We start from the raw sequence: 15,581 nt of genomic DNA, 5'->3' as shown, positions 1-15,581 counted from the left end.
GTGAACGGCCATGTACAAAATTTTGATTGCCGACGATCACCCGCTGTTTCGCGAGGCGATCCACAACGTTATCAGCGACGGCTTTCCCGGCAGCGAGGTGATGGAAACCGCCGACCTGGAGAGTGCCCTCGCCCTGACCCAGGAACACGACGACCTCGACCTGATCCTGCTGGATTTGAACATGCCCGGCATGCACGGCCTCAACGGTTTGATCAACCTGCGCAACGAGTCACCGACCATCCCGGTGGTGATTGTCTCGGCCGAACAGGACAAGCAAATCGTGCTGCAAGCCATCACGTATGGCGCCGTGGGGTTTATCACCAAGTCCTCGCCACGCCTGCAAATGACCGAGGCGATCCAGCAGATTCTCAACGGCAACGTGTACCTGCCGCCGGACATCATCCGCTCCCAGAAAAACACCGGGCAACGGCGCATGAACGACAACCCCGGTTTCGCCCCGGAACTGTTGCAGGCGCTGACGCGCAAGCAACTGCTGGTGTTGGAACGGATGACCAAGGGCGAGTCGAACAAGCAGATTGCGTACACCCTGGAGATTGCCGAGACCACGGTGAAGGCGCATGTGTCGGCGATCCTGCGCAAGTTGAATGTGCATAATCGGGTGCAGGCGATACTCAGTGCCGGGGATATTGATTTCGGCTCCTACCTGCGGCGCTGAACCTCCAGACAGAACACAAAACCAAATGTGGGAGCGGGCTTGCTCGCGAATGCGGTGCATCAGTATCAGATGTGCTGTCTGATACACCCCATTCGCGAGCAAGCCCGCTCCCACATTTAGATTGCCTGTGTCAGGGCCGACTGAGTAGATGACTCATCGCGGTCTTCAGCTTCATCGGCCGCACCGGCTTATGCATCAACGTATGCCCCAGTTCACGAATCTGCTGTTTCAACTCATTGCTGTAATTGGCAGTAATCATCATCGCCGGTATCGCTCGGCCCCGTCGCGCGTTGATGCGGGCCACCGCGTCAACGCCGTTCTGGTCGTTGTCGAGGTGGTAATCGGCAATCAGCAAGTCCGCCTCGGCATGGTAGTTGTCTACCTGTCGCGCCAGGTCCTGCTCCGACAGCGCGGTGACCACCCGGCAGCCCCAGCCTTCGAGCAACGTGCGCATGCCCGCGCAAATCGCCGCGTCGTTATCCAGCACCCACACGCGCGCGCCCTGCAAGCGTTCGAGCATCGGCTCGCTCATGCACGGCGCCGGCAAGGACTTGGGCGCGGTGGCGCTCAACGGCACCTCTACCGAAAACATCGAGCCTTTACCCGGCCAGGATTTGACGCTGATGCGATGGCCGAGAATCCCGGCGATCTTTTCCACGATGGCCAGGCCCAGGCCCAACCCGCGATCCTGGTCGGGGCGCTGCACGTCGCCGCGCTTGAACTCCTGGAAAATCTCCTCCAGACGCTCTTCGGCAATGCCCATGCCGCTGTCCCATACCTGAATCAACACGCGCTGATGCTGGCGTCGGCAACCCAGCACCACGCGGCCCTTGTAGGTGTAGCGGATCGCATTGCTCAGCAGGTTGCGCAGGATCCGCGCCAGCAGCTGGATATCGCTGCGCACCAGCGCCGAGCAGCCGATAAAGTGCAGCGCCAGCCCCTCGGCGCGGGCCAGTTCGGTGTATTCGACGGCGAGGTTGTCCAGCAACTCACGGAGGGCAAACGGCGCGATATCGGCCTTGATCACCCCGGCATCCAGCTTGGAAATATCCACCAGGGTGCCGAGCAGGTTTTCCACGTCTTCCAAGGAATTGCTGACGTTGCGCACCAGGGTTTCGCTGGGGCGTTCGAGCAATGCGCTGGTAAACAGGCGCGCGGCGTTCAGCGGTTGCAGCAGGTCATGGCTGACGGCGGCGAGGAATTTGGTTTTCGACAGGTTGGCTTGTTCGGCCTCCCGCTTGGCTTCGCGCAAGCGGGTTTCCATGCGCCGGCGCTCGTCGATTTCCTTGAGCAACTGGTCGTTGAGCGAGGTGAGTTCCGAGGTGCGCTGGGCCACGCGTTGCTCCAGGTGCTGGTAGGCCTGGTGCAAGGCCTCAGCGGTGCGACGACGTTCGGTGATGTCGCGGATCAATACGAAGATCCCCACCACTTCGCCACTGGCCAACAGGTTCGGCACATAGGAGCGCAGCATGTAGCGCTCCTGGTTGTTGATGTTGGTTTCGGCGAATTCGAACGTCACGCTTTCCCCCGCCAGGGCGCGGGCGACGTAGGCATCCAGGCGTTGGCAATGCTGCTCGCTGTGCACTTCGCGCAGGCTCTGGCCGAGCATCATGCCGCGCGGCCAGCAGTACCATTCTTCATAGACTTTATTGGTGAATTCATAGACCAGCTCAGCGTTCAGGTAGCCGATCAGCGCCGGCACGTTGTCGGTGATCAGGCGGATCCAGCGTTCGCTTTCCTGGGCCTTTTGCGCCGCTGCCTGTTCGCCGCGCAGGGCTTCGGCGCGCAGCCGGGCGTTGATCAGCAGGTGGTTGCTGGCCTTGAGTTCAGCCATCGCCTGGTTCAGCGCATCAGTGCGTTCGCGTACTTGCTCGGCCAATACCACCGAATGCTGGAAGGTGGTGTAGGGGTTGTTGCCCTGGGTCATGCCGGACTCGATGCGCTCGATCAGAGCCGCATTGATCCGCGCCAGCTTGTGGTTGTCCTGTTGCAGTCGCGCCACCTGGGCGAGCAGGTCAGCGTCGGCCTCGGGCAATGGCGACCCCGGTGAAGGTCTGGTTGATGTGCATGCCATTGAACTGTTCTCCGTAGGTGTTGAAGCCCATCACCCGCTGGTCGCTCAGATAGCTGCCGATCTGCTCGAGGGTGCCGTTGTCTTCCAGTTCCAGGCGCCGCAGGAAACAGTCGCAGCCAATGGTCAGCAGCAGGTCGCCAAGGCGCGACTGCAGGCCGTCGAACAGGGTTTGCAGGTTCGGCAGGATCGGGCCGGGCTTCATCGCGGTCAGGACGATGCCGTTTTCCACCGCGCAGTAGAAACTCAGGCTCAGGTCTTCGTGCACCTGCTGGATCGCGCGCACGTAGTATTGGTCGTGGATGCGCACCGCCAGCGGGTGCGCGGCGAAGGTGCGGTGGTCGAGGTTGGCCACGGCCACACCGATATGCCGCGCGTATTCTTCGGCGGCAGGCTCGGCGTTGAGTTCGAAGACCCGTCGCGACGGGCTGTCTGCGCCGGTGACCACCAGCTTTTCCGAGCGCGGCAGGATGTGGTGGGTGGTGAACACCTCGAAATCCAGCCAGGTATTGACCAGTACCACCACCGCTGCGCCGCTGTGGAACACGCCGTTGAAGTAGACATGGGTGTGCGTGAGGAAGTTGTCGTCACCCGCTGAACCGCCAAAGTGCGGGATATCACCCAACGCGGCGCTGAGGGCCGCGAGTACCATTTCTTCTCGGCTGGACAGGCCATCGAGCAGGGTCAGGGCGAAGGTGTTGCCCTTGATCGGCGCCAGCGTATTGCTGCGGCAACCGCCGACCAGGCGTTCGACCATGTCCTGGGCGTTGATCAGGCTGAAGTGTTCCACCTGGTCAATCAGCTCAGTGGCGATGGAAAAGTGCGCGTGGTTGAAGCCCACCGCCGTGATGCAGTTGCGGCCATAGCCTTGGGACGTGATCTCGCCGGCGCTAGTACAGCCGACCACGCGCACGCTGCCGAAGCACTGTTGCAGCGCGTGGCCCAGGGCCTGCAAATCATAGGAGGCAGAGCAGAAAAACAGCACGAAACCCAGGTACGGATGCAACAGTTGCCGCGCCAGCTCTTCGGCGGCCTGCCCGGCATCGGTGGCCTGGGACATGGCACTGACTACGCCTTCACTGTTGTGCATCGTTGGCTCCCCCTCTGAGACACAAGTGTACGAAGGGCCAGGGGGGAGACCTATGCTACTTGGGTACTGGGTGGGGGATGCGATGGGATGAGGTTTCAGGCACGCGCAAACACCACGGCTTTCTCGAATTGCTCTGGGGTCGGACGCACACCGGTATAGAGCACAAATTGCTCCAACGCCTGGATCGCGATCACTTCCAAGCCGGTAATTACCCGTTTGCCTTTGGCACGGCCGCGCACGATCAATGGGGTTTCAGAGGGGATCGCTACCACATCGAACACCGTTTCGGCAGCATCCACGGCTTCAGCATCAAACGCCAGGGCGTGCGCCTCAGGCCCACCGGTCATGCCGATAGGTGTCACGTTAATCAGCATCTGCGGGCGCAAGTCCCCTAGCTCGGGCAACCACTCATAGCCCAGGTTCTGCGCCAAGGCGCGGCCTGCGGCTTGGTTACGCGCCACTATTACGCCATTCGCGTAGCCGCCATCGCGCAAGGCACTGGCCACGGCCTTGGCCATGCCGCCGCTGCCACGCAGGGCGAATGTGGATGACTGCGGCACGGCGTGCTGTTTCAGCAGTTGCTCGATGGCGATGTAATCGGTGTTGTAGGCCTTGAGATGCCCATCGGTGTTGACGATGGTGTTCAGCGAGTCGATGGCTTGAACTGAATCGTCGAGTTCGTCCACTAAGGCAATGGCGGCCTCCTTGAACGGCATGGAAACCCCGCAACCACGGATGTTCAACGCGCGGATACCACCGATCGCACCGGGCAAATCCTGGCTGCTGAAGGCTTTATAGTAGAAGTTCAGACCCAACTGTTCGTACAGGTGGTTATGAAAACGCAGGCCAAAATTCCCGGGGCGCGCCGACAGTGACATGCACAGCCGAGTGTCCTTGTTGGGGTGCATCTGCATGGGTAACTCCTTGAGTAAGCGATTCGATACAGACCTTACACAACCTTTACCTAGCGGCTGTGCTGTTTTTCAGAAATACGTTGTCTTAAAAGTATCCCCGCGACATTACTTGAGTCTATTGATTGCAGACCACAAGCGCAGGGGCTAACCGAGGAATGACCATGATTCGTACAATCCCCAAGATCGCCTTGCTTGTTGGCGCACTCGCGATGGCAGGCCAAGCCTCCGCCCACGGTGGTGGTTGGGGTGGCCCGGCCGTATTGGGTGCCCTGGTCGGCGCAGCAGTCGTGGGCTCCGTGGTTGCCAGCCAGCCACGTGAGGTCTATGTGCAGCAGCCGGTGTATGTGCAACCGCAGCCGGTGTATGCCGCGCCGCCGCCGGTCTACTACGCACCGCCGCCACCGGTGTATGTGCAACAACAGGTCTACTACCGCCCGGCGCCGGTGTATTACGGTCCACCGCGTGGCTATTACGGCCCACCGCGCGGCGGCTACGGCCCTCCCCACGGCTACTACGGCCGCGGCTGGTAATTGATCCCGCTGAAACGGGCCTCGCAGGTTGCGGGGCCTTTTTTTTTGCCTGAAAAGTCTGGATTCATCCTGCAAAGGTCGCTCCGAGGACAATGCCCGCCGCGTAATCGCACATCATCAACACCAATGTCTACTTGCTCGACCGGGCCTCACGCTGTCATGTTTGTGTCACGACACACTCCCACTATCGAGCCTGTCCACCCAATAACAACAAGGACGACTGACCATGCCTACGCAAAACCCACACCGCACCGCTGGCCTCTGCACGTCCAGCAAGGTGTACAGCGCCCTCACCGAGCTCAAGCACCTGGAAGGCCACCGCAGCGCCAAATTCCTCGCACTGCTGGCAGAAAACCTGGTGCGCAAGGGTCTGCTCAGTGAGCAGGAAGTGGTGAACATGCTTGATCAGGTGGTGGACTGACGCTCGCGTTGATGTCGACTATCGAGACAGTTGATTTTTCCTACGCCGCCCAGCCCCGTAAGGTGACCTCCATAGCGATTGGAGGTCCTTATGCCCACTGTTCAGATCATGTCCGTCATCGGCAGCGCCGTCCCCGCCCCTCTTCGAGAGCTGGGCTTGCTCGCCTGCTGGTACGTAGTACGCGATGGCGAAGCCATCAGCGGCCCGCTCACGTCCTTGTCCGCCGCCGAAAAACAGCTGCAACACGCCTCGACCTTCAGGTTGCACGCCTGAGGCTCAGGGTAATGGCAACTTGACCCGCGGCTTGCTTTCCACAAACAACGCCCAGCTGGACATGAATAGCGCCGCCACCAGCGGCCCGATCACAAAGCCGTTCAAGCCAAACACCGACAGCCCGCCCAGGGTCGAGATCAGGATCAGGTAGTCCGGCATTTTGGTGTCCTTGCCCACCAGGATCGGGCGCAGCACGTTGTCCACCAAACCAATCACAAACACGCCAAACAGCGCCAGCACCACGCCCTGCCAGATCGAGCCGCTCAACAGGAAGTAAGCGGCCACCGGCCCCCACACAATCCCCGCGCCCACCGCCGGCAACAATGACAGAAACGCCATCAATACCGCCCAGAGCAACGCACTCGGGATATCGAGGAACCAGAAGATCAACCCGCCCAGCGCACCCTGGGTCACGGCCACCAGCACATTGCCCTTGACCGTGGCACGCACCACCCGATTGAACTTAAGCTGCAACCGGCGCTTCTGCGGCTCGGCCAACGGCACCGCCGTGCGCACCTTGCGCACCAGCTCCGGGCCGTCGCGCAGCAGGAAATACAGCAAATACAGCATGATGAAAAAACTCACCAGGAAATCGAACGTGCCCTGGCCGAAGCTGAACGCCTGGGTCGCAAAGAACTGGCTGCCCTGCATCGCGCTCTTGACGATATTTTCGCGCAAGCCTTCCAGGTTGCCCATGCCGAAGCGGTCGAGCAGGTGCTGGAAATACGGCGGCAGCACGTTTTTGAACTGCTCGATATACCCCGCCACGTCCAACTTACCGCTTTCGACGTTTTTATAGAGCGTCGCGCCCTCTTGCACCAGCAAGGCGCTGGTGAAGATCACCGGCAGGATCGCAATGATCAAGCAGGCACTCAAGGTGGCCAGGGACGTGAGGTTGCGGTTCCAGCCAAAGCGTTGCTGCAGGCGGCGCTGCATCGGGGCAAAGATAATGCCAAGGATCACCGCCCAGAACACCGCGCCGTAAAACGGCAGCAATATCCAGATAAAGGCAATGGTCACCAGGACCAGCAGCAACAGCAGGGTTTTGAATTGCAGGTTGGTTTGATTCATGTCCGGTCCATGTCAGAAAAGCAGTGGCCTCGTGTAGGCCCTGTTGCTTAGTCCGCAGCGAAACCTGGGAGTGCCCTCGGTTATCGAACAAGCATAGACCGCCTCACTGAAGGGCTTTGGCCTCCTTCAACAGCGCCTGGATCATCTGCTCCTGGGCCTCATAGCGGCCTTCGCCAAAATGCGTGTAACGCACCTGCCCCTTGGCGTCGATCAAGTAATGGGCGGGCCAGTATTGGTTCTCAAAGTTGCGCCAGATCGCGTAGTTGTTGTCGATGGCCACAGGGTAAGTGATGCCCAGCTTGCGCACCTGGTCCTTGACGTTGCCGATGATGCGTTCATAGCCGTATTCCGGGGTATGTACGCCGATCACCACCAAACCGTCCTTCTCGTACTTTTTTGCCCACGCTTTCACGTAGGGCAGGGTGTGCTGGCAGTTGATGCAGTCGTAGGTCCAGAAATCCACCAGCACCACCTTGCCTTCTAGAGCCTGCGAAGTCAGTTCCGGCGAGTTGAGCCATTCGACCGCACCGGCCAGCGATGGCATGGCGCCCTGTTCTTCACTCGGCGCCGGCTCGGCCTTGATCTTGCTCACCACGTAATCGACCGCCTTGGGGACGCTTTCCAGCACGCCTTTTTCCAGCCTGCTGACACCTTCGGATGAGGTACCGGCCAGCAAGGTTTTGTCGGTACCGGTTGAGATCACCACCGCCGCCGCCAGTACCGCCACCCCAGCCCCACGGCGCAGCCAGCCGGTGACGGGAATCGAGCGCTTGAGCCGATTGACCAGGCCGCGTCCGGCAAACAGCAAGGTGCCCAGGGACAACGCGCTGCCCAGGCCGTACGCCACCAGCAGCAAGCTGGTTTGCGCGCTGGCGCCTTGCAGCATCGCACCGGTCAGGATCACCCCCAGGATAGGCCCGGCGCACGGCGCCCACAGCAGGCCGGTGGCGACGCCGATCAACAGCGATTTAAGTGGCCCGGACAGTGTGCGGCTGTCGGGATCGATGTGGTTGCCCAACCGTAAAAACGGGCGTGCCAGCCAGCTGCCGACCCGCGCCGAGATCAACGACAGCGCAAACAGCACCATCACGACCAGTGCCACATGGCGACCGGTGTCATTGGCCTGCACCACCCACTCACTGCTGACCACGGCCAGGCTGGATATCAACGCGAAGGTCAGGACCATGCCACCAAGGGTCAGCAGGACCGAACGGCGAGTGCGGTCAACGCCGGCGAAAAGGAACGGCACCACTGGCAGGATGCAAGGGCTGAGGACGGTCAGGATGCCGCCCAGGAACGCGATAATCAGCATGATGTTCACCTTATGGATTGACGCCAGGTTTCAGGAGTGGAGGCGGTGTGTGCCTCGTTGGAGTCAATTAAATGCCCCTGAGGTATCGCGCCTGTGTCGAGAACCCGCGCGGGCAAATCGATACGTATCAACAGCGCCTGTCGATGCACAGCGATACAAAAAGCCCAAACGACGACCTGGATCAATAAACCGTCGTGACCGCTCGGCTACCTTCGCGACCTTTTGCGACCCGTGCCCATGCCTCCCATCCTCGCCCCCGAACTGCTCGCCCCTGCCGGCACCCTGAAAAACATGCGCTACTCCTTCGCCTACGGCGCCGATGCGGTCTACGCCGGCCAGCCGCGCTACAGCCTGCGCGTGCGCAACAACGAGTTCGACCACGCCAACCTGGCTCTCGGTATCAAGGAAGCCCACGCGCTGGGCAAACGTTTCTACGTGGTGGTGAACATCGCGCCGCACAACGCCAAGTTGAAGACCTTCCTCAAGGACCTGGCCCCGGTGATCGCCATGGGCCCGGATGCGCTGATCATGTCCGACCCCGGGTTGATCATGCTGGTGCGCCGACACTTCCCATCGATGCCGATCCATCTGTCTGTGCAGGCCAATACCGTGAACTGGGCCAGCGTAGAGTTCTGGCAGCAGCAAGGGATCTGCCGGGTGATCCTGTCGCGGGAACTGTCCCTGGAAGAGATCGGCGAGATCCGCCAGCAAGTACCGGCCATGGAACTGGAAGTGTTTGTGCACGGCGCTTTGTGCATGGCGTATTCAGGGCGCTGCCTGCTCTCCGGTTATATGAACAAGCGCGATGCCAACCAGGGCACCTGCACCAACGCGTGCCGCTGGAAATACCAGGCCACGCCGGCAGTGGAAAACGCCACGGGCGATATCGTCCAGGTGTTTCAACCGGAACCGACCCTGGGCATTGGCACACCAACCGACCAGGTGTTCCTGCTGCAAGAGGCCAACCGCCCCGATGAGCAGATGCCCGCCTTCGAAGACGAGCACGGCACCTACATCATGAACGCCAAGGACCTGCGCGCGGTGCAGCACGTGGAGCGCCTGGCCCACATGGGCGTGCATTCGCTGAAGATCGAGGGCCGCACCAAGTCCCACTTCTATTGCGCGCGCACCACCCAGGTGTATCGCCGGGCAATCGATGATGCGGTGGCCGGTCGCGCCTTCGACCGCAGCCTGATGAACGACCTCGAATCCCTGGCCCAACGCGGCTACACCGAGGGTTTCCTGCGCCGCCATGTGCACGATGAGTACCAGAACTACCAGAACGGCAGCTCGGTGTCGGAGCGCCAGCAATTCGTCGGAGAACTGACCGGCGAGCGTAGGGGCGAGTTGGCCGAGGTCAAGGTGAAGAACCGCTTTGCGGTGGGCGATCACCTGGAATTGATGACCCCGGCCGGCAATTTTCACTTTGATCTGGAGAGGATGCACAACAGCCGGGGCGAGGCTGTCGAGGTGGCGCCGGGAGATGGGCACACGGTGTATGTACCGGTCCCGGCGGAGATGGAGGTGCGCTTTGGCTTGCTGATGCGTGATGTCTTATAGCCGCTGTATACCGGCTTAACACCGCCGAGCATGGGTGGTGTCAGCTTGCGTAGCAGCTGTCGAGCTTAAGCGAGGCTGCGTTTGCGGAGTGTCAGGCGCGCCGCTGACGCAGCCTCGCTTAAGCTCGACAGCTGCTACGAAGGGGTCAGATTTTGAACTGGCCGACCAATTGCCCCAACCGTTGCCCCAAATCCGCCAGGCTACGTGAGGTCTGCGCACCCAGTTGGGTCTCGTCGGCCACGCTGTCCACCGCCACGGCAATCTGATGCACGCTGCGGTTGATCTCTTCGGCCACGGCGGTCTGCTCTTCGGCGGCGCTGGCGATCTGGGCGTTCATCGAATTGATGGTGCCAATCAACTGGGCCATGGTGTCCAGCGACGCGCCGGCTTGGTTGGCCTGGGCCGAGGTGCCGTCCCCGGCATCGCTGGAACGGCGCATGGCCTCCACGGCGGCTTCGGTGCCTTTTTGCAGGCGGTCGATCATGCCCTGGATTTCCTGGGTGCTGGTCTGGGTGCGGCTGGCCAGGGCACGCACTTCATCGGCGACCACGGCAAAACCACGCCCGGCCTCCCCTGCCCGCGCCGCTTCGATCGCCGCGTTGAGCGCCAGCAGGTTGGTTTGCTCGGCGATGGAGCGGATCACGCTGAGCACACTGACGATGGAGGACACGTCTTGCTGCAAGCTGTCGAGGGACACGCCGCTGCTACGGATGTCGTTCACCAGCGCATGGATCTGCGCGATGCTGCCGTCCACCACGCGCTTGGCGGCCTGGCCTTCGGCATCGGTTTGCTGGGCAGCCACCGAGGCGCCCTGGGCACTGCGCGCCACTTCTTGCGCAGCGGACGACATCTGGTTGATCGCAGTCGCCACCTGGTCGGTCTCGTGGCGCTGGCGTTCCATGGCCTGTTCGGAGCGCTGGGCCTGGTCGGAGACCTGGCTGACCAGGCCGGTGAGTTGGGTGGTCATCTCGGTGATCTGGCGCACCAGCCCATGGATCTTGTCGACAAAGCGGTTGAACGCGCCGGCAAGATCGCCCAGCTCGTCCTGGCTGGTGATGGCCAGCCGGCGGGTCAAGTCGCCTTCGCCGGCAGCGATGTCGTCGAGGTTGGCTTTCATCAAGTTCAGCGGACGCAGGATGGTATTGGCCAGCACCAAGCCGACGGCAGCGATCACCAGCAGCACCACCACGGCCACGCCGAGGATGCTCAGCAACACGCCTTCCATGCGTTTCTGCACCTTGGCCTCGACCACCGCGACCTGGGCTTCGATGCCGTCCAGGTTGACGGAGGTACCGATGACCATTTCCCATTTAGGCAGGTATTCGGTGTAGCCCATTTTGGGCACGAGTTCGGTCTGCCCCGGTTGGGTCGAGCTGTATTGCAGGTAGTGGGTGCCGTCCTTGCCGACCTTGACCAGGTCGCGGTTGACGTAGACGCCGTTGGGGTCGCGGTTGTCCTTGAAGCTCTTGCCCACGCCGTCTGGGCTGTTGCCCTTGAACAGGCGGATGGTCTCGGAGTCGTAGCCGAAGAAGTAGCCGTCCTTGCCGTAGCTGGTGTTGGAGAGCAACTTGACCACCTCTGCGCGCGCGGCGGTATCACCGGGCGCAGCCGCGTCGTAGAGCGGCTTGACGGTGCTCATGGCCACTTCTACATAACTTTGCAGGGTAACCTTGGCGTCGTTGAGCAGGCGCTGGCGGGTTTCATCCACCTCGTTGCGCGCCTGTCCTTGCAAGATCCACACGGTGGTCAGGCTGATGACCACCGCAAACAGCAACACCGGCACTACGGCGAGGGACAGGACTTTGGCCTTGAGGCTCAGACGCATGGCTTTTCTCTCTTATTAGTGGCGACTTGAGAGGTTAACGGCCAATGGTCGAGTTTCTGTAGGACGATCCGGTCAGAGCGTCATCGCCGCCAGCCAGCCAAACGCCAGCAATGGCAGGTTGTAGTGCAGGAACGTCGGCACCACGGTGTCCCAGATATGGTGGTGCTGGCCGTCGATATTCAGGCCGGAGGTTGGGCCGAGGGTGGAGTCCGAGGCCGGTGAGCCGGCGTCACCCAAGGCACCCGCCGTGCCGACGATGCACACGATGGCGACCGGGCTGAAGCCCAGTTGCACACACAGCGGCACAAAGATCGCGGCCAGGATCGGCACGGTGGAGAACGACGAACCGATGCCCATGGTCACCAGCAGCCCCACCAGCAACATCAGCAATGCCCCCACGCCACGGCTGTGGCCGATGAACGCCGCCGACGTTTCCACCAGCGAGCGCACATCGCCCGTGGCCTTGAGCACTTCGGCAAACCCCGACGCGGCAATCATGATGAAGCCGATCATCGCCATCATCTTCATGCCTTCGGTGAACAGGTCATCGGTATCGCGCCAGCGCACGATGCCCGACACCGAGAAAATCAGGAAGCCGGCCAGCGCGCCGATGATCATCGAGTCCAGCCACAGCTGAATGATGAACGCCGAGGCGATCGCCACGCCGGCCACCAGCAGGGTCAACGGGTTGTACTGCACCGCTACCTGCTCGACGCGCTCGATTTTTTCCAGGTCGTACACACGCTTTTTGCGGTAGCTGATAAACACCGCCACCAGCAGGCCAACCACCATGCCCAGGGCCGGCAGGCTCATGGCGTGAGTGACGTTGACCTGGCTGATGTCCACGCCGCTCTTGGCCACGTTGGCCAGCAGGATCTGGTTGAGGAAGATATTGCCAAAGCCCACCGGCAGGAACATGTAGGGCGTGATCAGGCCGAAGGTCATCACGCAGGCGATCAGGCGGCGGTCCAGTTGCAGCTTGGTCAGCACATACAACAGCGGCGGCACCAGCAACGGGATAAACGCAATGTGGATCGGCAGGATGTTCTGCGAGGCAATCGCCACCACCCACAGCAGGCCGATCAATAGCCATTTGACGTGACTGCCACCGCTGGCTTCCTGGCGGTCCACCAGCAGCAGCGCCTTGTCGGCCAGGGCGTGGGCCAGGCCAGACTTGGCAATTGCCACCGCGAAAGCGCCGAGCAAGGCGTAGGACAAGGCCACGGTGGCACCACCGCCCAAACCGCCGTTGAAGGCCGTGAGCGTGGCCTCGATGCCCAGCCCACCGCTAAGGCCGCCCACCAGCGCGCCCACAATGATGGCGATGACCACATGCACGCGGGACAGGCTGAGCACCAGCATGGTGCCGACCGCGGCAATAACTGCGTTAATCATGGTTACCTCAAGCAAAAAACGTAAACAACAGGCATGCCTGCGCCCGGGCGGCCATCGGGCGGCAGCCGGCGTACAGGCTTGAAGGAGGTCTTATTAGAGGGCGCGCACTTTGCAGCAGGTGGGCGCGCATGTCAAAAAGCGGCGCCGCTTTCAGGGTTAAATTGATCGTTTGAATTAAGAAAATGTGAAATCAGCCGATAACCGGGCTCTATGTGTTTTCAGGTAAGGATGTACCGATGTCGCTTAGGCAGCTCTCCATTCAATGGAAAATCACCCTGCTCGCCGGCCTGTGCCTGCTGGGAATCGTGACCCTGCTGGTGGGTCTGTCGCTGTATCGCATGGAGCAGAGTTCGCAGCAGGTCAAGGCGTCCAGCATGCAGATGCTGGATGAAGCCGCCCAAGCGCGCATCGAAGCCCAAGGCGAAGTGCAGGCGCTGGGTATTCGGCAGCAGTTCATGGACGCCTATCAGTACGGCCATGGTTTTTCCCGTCAGGTGCTGTTCTTGCGCGAACAGGCGGAAAAACGCTTTCTCGACGCCTTCGACACCCGCGAAGACCTGACCCGCCAGGTCAGGGCCGCGTTGCAGGCCAACCCGGACTTGCTCGGTTTGTCCCTGGTGTTCGAAGCCAATGCCCTGGATGGCAAGGATGAGTTGTTCGCCGGCCAAGCCGAGTTGGGCAGTAACGACAAAGGCCGCTTCGCCCTGTACTGGTCGCAGCCGACACCCGGCAAGCTGACCTCAATGGCCTTGCCGGAAAGCGACATGACCGACGCCAGCGTCGGCCCCAGCGGTGAAAAGGCCAACGCCTGGTTCACCTGCCCGCGCACCACCCTCAAGCCGTGCGTGATCGAACCCTACTTTTATGTGATCGACGGGCAAAACGTGCTGATGACCAGCATCGTTTTCCCATTGATGGTCGATGGCAAAGTCATCGCCTCGTTATCGGTCGACATCAACCTCAACAGCCTGCAGGCCGTGAGCCAACAGGCCAGCCACAAGCTGTATGACGGCCAGACCCAGGTCAGCATCCTCAGCCCTACAGGTTTGCTCGCCGGCCACAGCCCGGACGCCAGCAAGCTCAGTCAGCGCCTGGACCAGGTCGACAGCGCCAACGGCGCGCAATTGATCAGCGCCCTGTCTGGCAGCACCCACATCCGCAGCCTGCGTAGCGACCACCAACTCAAGGTGCTGGCGCCGTTCGCGCCGATCCCGGATGGCAAGCCGTGGGGCGTGTTGCTGGATGTGCCGGAAAAAGTCCTGGTAGGCCCGGCCGAAGCGCTCAAGGCGCAACTGGACGCCGATAACACGCGCGGCACCCTGCTGGAACTGGGCCTGGGCCTGCTGGCGGCGGTGGTCGGCCTGATCCTGGTGTGGCTGATGGCACGCAGCGTGACCCGGCCGATCCTCGGCGTGGCGCAGATGCTCGAAGACATTGCCAGCGGCGAAGGCGACCTGACCCGCCGCCTGGCCTACGACAAGCAGGACGAGCTGGGCCAACTGGCCGGCTGGTTCAACCGCTTCCTGGACAAGCTGCAACCGATTATCGCCGAGGTGAAGCGCTCGGTGCAGGACGCCCGTGGCACCGCCGACCAGTCCGCCGCGATTGCTACGCAAACCAGTGCCGGCATGGAACAGCAATATCGTCAGGTCGACCAGGTGGCCACCGCGTCCCACGAAATGAGTGCCACCGCCCAGGATGTGGCGCGCAGCGCTGCGCAGGCGGCCCAAGCTGCACGCGATGCCGACCAGGCGACCCGCGACGGCCTCACAGTAATCGACCGCACCACCCGCAATATCGGGGAGTTGGCGGCGGATATGAGCACGGCCATGAACCAGGTCGAAGGCCTGGCTGCCAATAGTGAAAAAATCGGTTCGGTGCTGGAAGTGATTCGCGGTATTGCCGAACAGACCAACCTGTTGGCGCTCAACGCCGCCATCGAAGCAGCCCGCGCCGGTGAGGCTGGACGTGGCTTTGCGGTGGTGGCTGATGAAGTGCGCAACCTGGCGCGACGCACCCAGGAGTCGGTCGAAGAAACCCGCCAGGTCATCGAGCAGTTGCAAGGCGGCACCGAAGAGGTCGTCAGCGCCATGGGCAACAGCTATCGCCAGGCCCAGGGCAGCGTCGAACAAGTTGGCGAGGCGGTGACCGCCCTGCGCCAGATCGGCGAGGCCGTCACGGTGATCAGCGACATGAACCTGCAAATCGCCAGCGCCGCCGAAGAGCAAAGCGCGGTGGCCGAGGAAATCAACAGCAATGTGGCGACGATTCGCGATGTGACCGAATCGCTGTCGGAACAGGCGAATGAATCAGCGCGGGTGAGCCAGGCGCTGAATAGCCTGGCGAATCAGCAGCAGGGGTTGATGGATCAGTTCCGGGTCTGAAGGTTTAATAGATCCAATGTGGGAGCGGGCTTGCTCGCGAATGCTGTACATCAGTCGAC

Annotated in this window: 13 protein-coding genes; 6 read left to right on the top strand and 7 right to left on the bottom strand. The window is 61.5% G+C overall.

The window, feature by feature from the left end:
• Positions 1–10 precede the first annotated feature (10 nt).
• The gene (locus tag HU722_RS10870; protein WP_065872377.1) at positions 11–676 is read left to right on the top strand and encodes a response regulator transcription factor; all 666 of its coding nucleotides are present in this window, start codon (positions 11–13) and stop codon (positions 674–676) included.
• Between the two features lie 130 nt (positions 677–806).
• Here the strand turns inward: HU722_RS10870 and HU722_RS10865 are convergent, their stop codons facing one another.
• The 3 genes from HU722_RS10865 to HU722_RS10855 all read right to left on the bottom strand — a co-directional run bounded on the left by HU722_RS10865 (position 807) and on the right by HU722_RS10855 (position 4,751).
• A complete protein-coding gene (locus HU722_RS10865; protein ID WP_065910712.1) occupies positions 807–2,750 on the bottom strand; it encodes a PAS domain-containing hybrid sensor histidine kinase/response regulator in 1,944 nt (647 codons plus the stop codon).
• Positions 2,692–3,837, bottom strand: coding sequence for a nitric oxide-sensing protein NosP (gene nosP / locus HU722_RS10860; RefSeq protein WP_065872379.1), 1,146 nt, complete (start codon positions 3,835–3,837; stop codon positions 2,692–2,694). The genes HU722_RS10865 and nosP overlap by 59 nt, the downstream gene beginning before the upstream one ends.
• Positions 3,838–3,932: 95 nt before the next feature.
• Positions 3,933–4,751, bottom strand: coding sequence for a shikimate 5-dehydrogenase (locus HU722_RS10855; RefSeq protein WP_065910713.1), 819 nt, complete (start codon positions 4,749–4,751; stop codon positions 3,933–3,935).
• Between the two features lie 155 nt (positions 4,752–4,906).
• Between HU722_RS10855 and HU722_RS10850 the strand changes: the two genes are divergently transcribed.
• The 3 genes from HU722_RS10850 to HU722_RS10840 all read left to right on the top strand — a co-directional run bounded on the left by HU722_RS10850 (position 4,907) and on the right by HU722_RS10840 (position 5,975).
• Positions 4,907–5,281, top strand: a complete 375-nt coding sequence (locus HU722_RS10850; protein ID WP_065872381.1) for a hypothetical protein — start codon at positions 4,907–4,909, stop codon at positions 5,279–5,281.
• 226 nt (positions 5,282–5,507) lie between these two features.
• Positions 5,508–5,702, top strand: a complete 195-nt coding sequence (locus HU722_RS10845; protein ID WP_010211349.1) for a hypothetical protein — start codon at positions 5,508–5,510, stop codon at positions 5,700–5,702.
• 90 nt (positions 5,703–5,792) lie between these two features.
• Positions 5,793–5,975: a hypothetical protein gene (locus tag HU722_RS10840; protein WP_065872382.1), complete on the top strand. Its 183-nt coding sequence runs from the start codon at positions 5,793–5,795 to the stop codon at positions 5,973–5,975.
• A gap of 3 nt (positions 5,976–5,978) precedes the next feature.
• Here HU722_RS10840 and HU722_RS10835 read toward each other — a convergent pair whose 3' ends face one another.
• Positions 5,979–7,046 carry an AI-2E family transporter gene (locus tag HU722_RS10835; protein WP_065872383.1) on the bottom strand — a complete coding sequence of 356 codons (1,068 nt, stop codon included), beginning with the start codon at positions 7,044–7,046 and terminating at the stop codon, positions 5,979–5,981.
• A 103-nt stretch (positions 7,047–7,149) separates the two neighbouring features.
• On the bottom strand, positions 7,150–8,358 hold the full coding sequence (locus HU722_RS10830) for a cytochrome c biogenesis protein DipZ (RefSeq protein WP_065872384.1): 1,209 nt from the start codon (positions 8,356–8,358) through the stop codon (positions 7,150–7,152).
• A 237-nt stretch (positions 8,359–8,595) separates the two neighbouring features.
• Here HU722_RS10830 and trhP point away from each other — a divergent pair, with 237 nt between their 5' ends.
• The gene (gene trhP / locus HU722_RS10825; protein ID WP_186754596.1) at positions 8,596–9,918 is read left to right on the top strand and encodes a prephenate-dependent tRNA uridine(34) hydroxylase TrhP; all 1,323 of its coding nucleotides are present in this window, start codon (positions 8,596–8,598) and stop codon (positions 9,916–9,918) included.
• A gap of 145 nt (positions 9,919–10,063) precedes the next feature.
• Here the strand turns inward: trhP and ctpM are convergent, their stop codons facing one another.
• Entirely contained in the window at positions 10,064–11,743 is a 1,680-nt protein-coding gene (ctpM, locus tag HU722_RS29370) for a methyl-accepting chemotaxis protein CtpM (RefSeq protein WP_186754595.1), read from the bottom strand.
• A 72-nt stretch (positions 11,744–11,815) separates the two neighbouring features.
• A complete protein-coding gene (locus HU722_RS10815) occupies positions 11,816–13,135 on the bottom strand; it encodes a Na+/H+ antiporter family protein (protein ID WP_175403022.1) in 1,320 nt (439 codons plus the stop codon).
• A gap of 239 nt (positions 13,136–13,374) precedes the next feature.
• On the opposite strand from HU722_RS10815, the gene HU722_RS29365 reads away from it, so the two are divergent.
• Positions 13,375–15,522, top strand: coding sequence for a methyl-accepting chemotaxis protein (locus HU722_RS29365; RefSeq protein ID WP_065872388.1), 2,148 nt, complete (start codon positions 13,375–13,377; stop codon positions 15,520–15,522).
• Positions 15,523–15,581 lie beyond the last annotated feature (59 nt).

It is taken from the genome of Pseudomonas tritici (assembly GCF_014268275.3).
GTDB lineage: Bacteria > Pseudomonadota > Gammaproteobacteria > Pseudomonadales > Pseudomonadaceae > Aquipseudomonas > Aquipseudomonas tritici.
The sequence above is the reverse complement of the archived record's forward strand: the minus strand, read 5'-3'. Positions and strand labels throughout refer to the sequence as shown.

Coding starts and splice junctions, on each gene's coding strand:
- HU722_RS10835 (WP_065872383.1), bottom strand. CDS start 7,046: ATGAATCAAACCAACCTGCAATTCAAAACCCTGCTGTTGCTGCTGGTC.
- HU722_RS10865 (WP_065910712.1), bottom strand. CDS start 2,750: ATGGCATGCACATCAACCAGACCTTCACCGGGGTCGCCATTGCCCGAG.
- HU722_RS10850 (WP_065872381.1), top strand. CDS start 4,907: ATGACCATGATTCGTACAATCCCCAAGATCGCCTTGCTTGTTGGCGCA.
- nosP (WP_065872379.1), bottom strand. CDS start 3,837: ATGCACAACAGTGAAGGCGTAGTCAGTGCCATGTCCCAGGCCACCGAT.
- HU722_RS10855 (WP_065910713.1), bottom strand. CDS start 4,751: ATGCAGATGCACCCCAACAAGGACACTCGGCTGTGCATGTCACTGTCG.
- HU722_RS10845 (WP_010211349.1), top strand. CDS start 5,508: ATGCCTACGCAAAACCCACACCGCACCGCTGGCCTCTGCACGTCCAGC.
- trhP (WP_186754596.1), top strand. CDS start 8,596: ATGCCTCCCATCCTCGCCCCCGAACTGCTCGCCCCTGCCGGCACCCTG.
- ctpM (WP_186754595.1), bottom strand. CDS start 11,743: ATGCGTCTGAGCCTCAAGGCCAAAGTCCTGTCCCTCGCCGTAGTGCCG.
- HU722_RS10840 (WP_065872382.1), top strand. CDS start 5,793: ATGCCCACTGTTCAGATCATGTCCGTCATCGGCAGCGCCGTCCCCGCC.
- HU722_RS10830 (WP_065872384.1), bottom strand. CDS start 8,358: ATGCTGATTATCGCGTTCCTGGGCGGCATCCTGACCGTCCTCAGCCCT.
- HU722_RS29365 (WP_065872388.1), top strand. CDS start 13,375: ATGTCGCTTAGGCAGCTCTCCATTCAATGGAAAATCACCCTGCTCGCC.
- HU722_RS10870 (WP_065872377.1), top strand. CDS start 11: ATGTACAAAATTTTGATTGCCGACGATCACCCGCTGTTTCGCGAGGCG.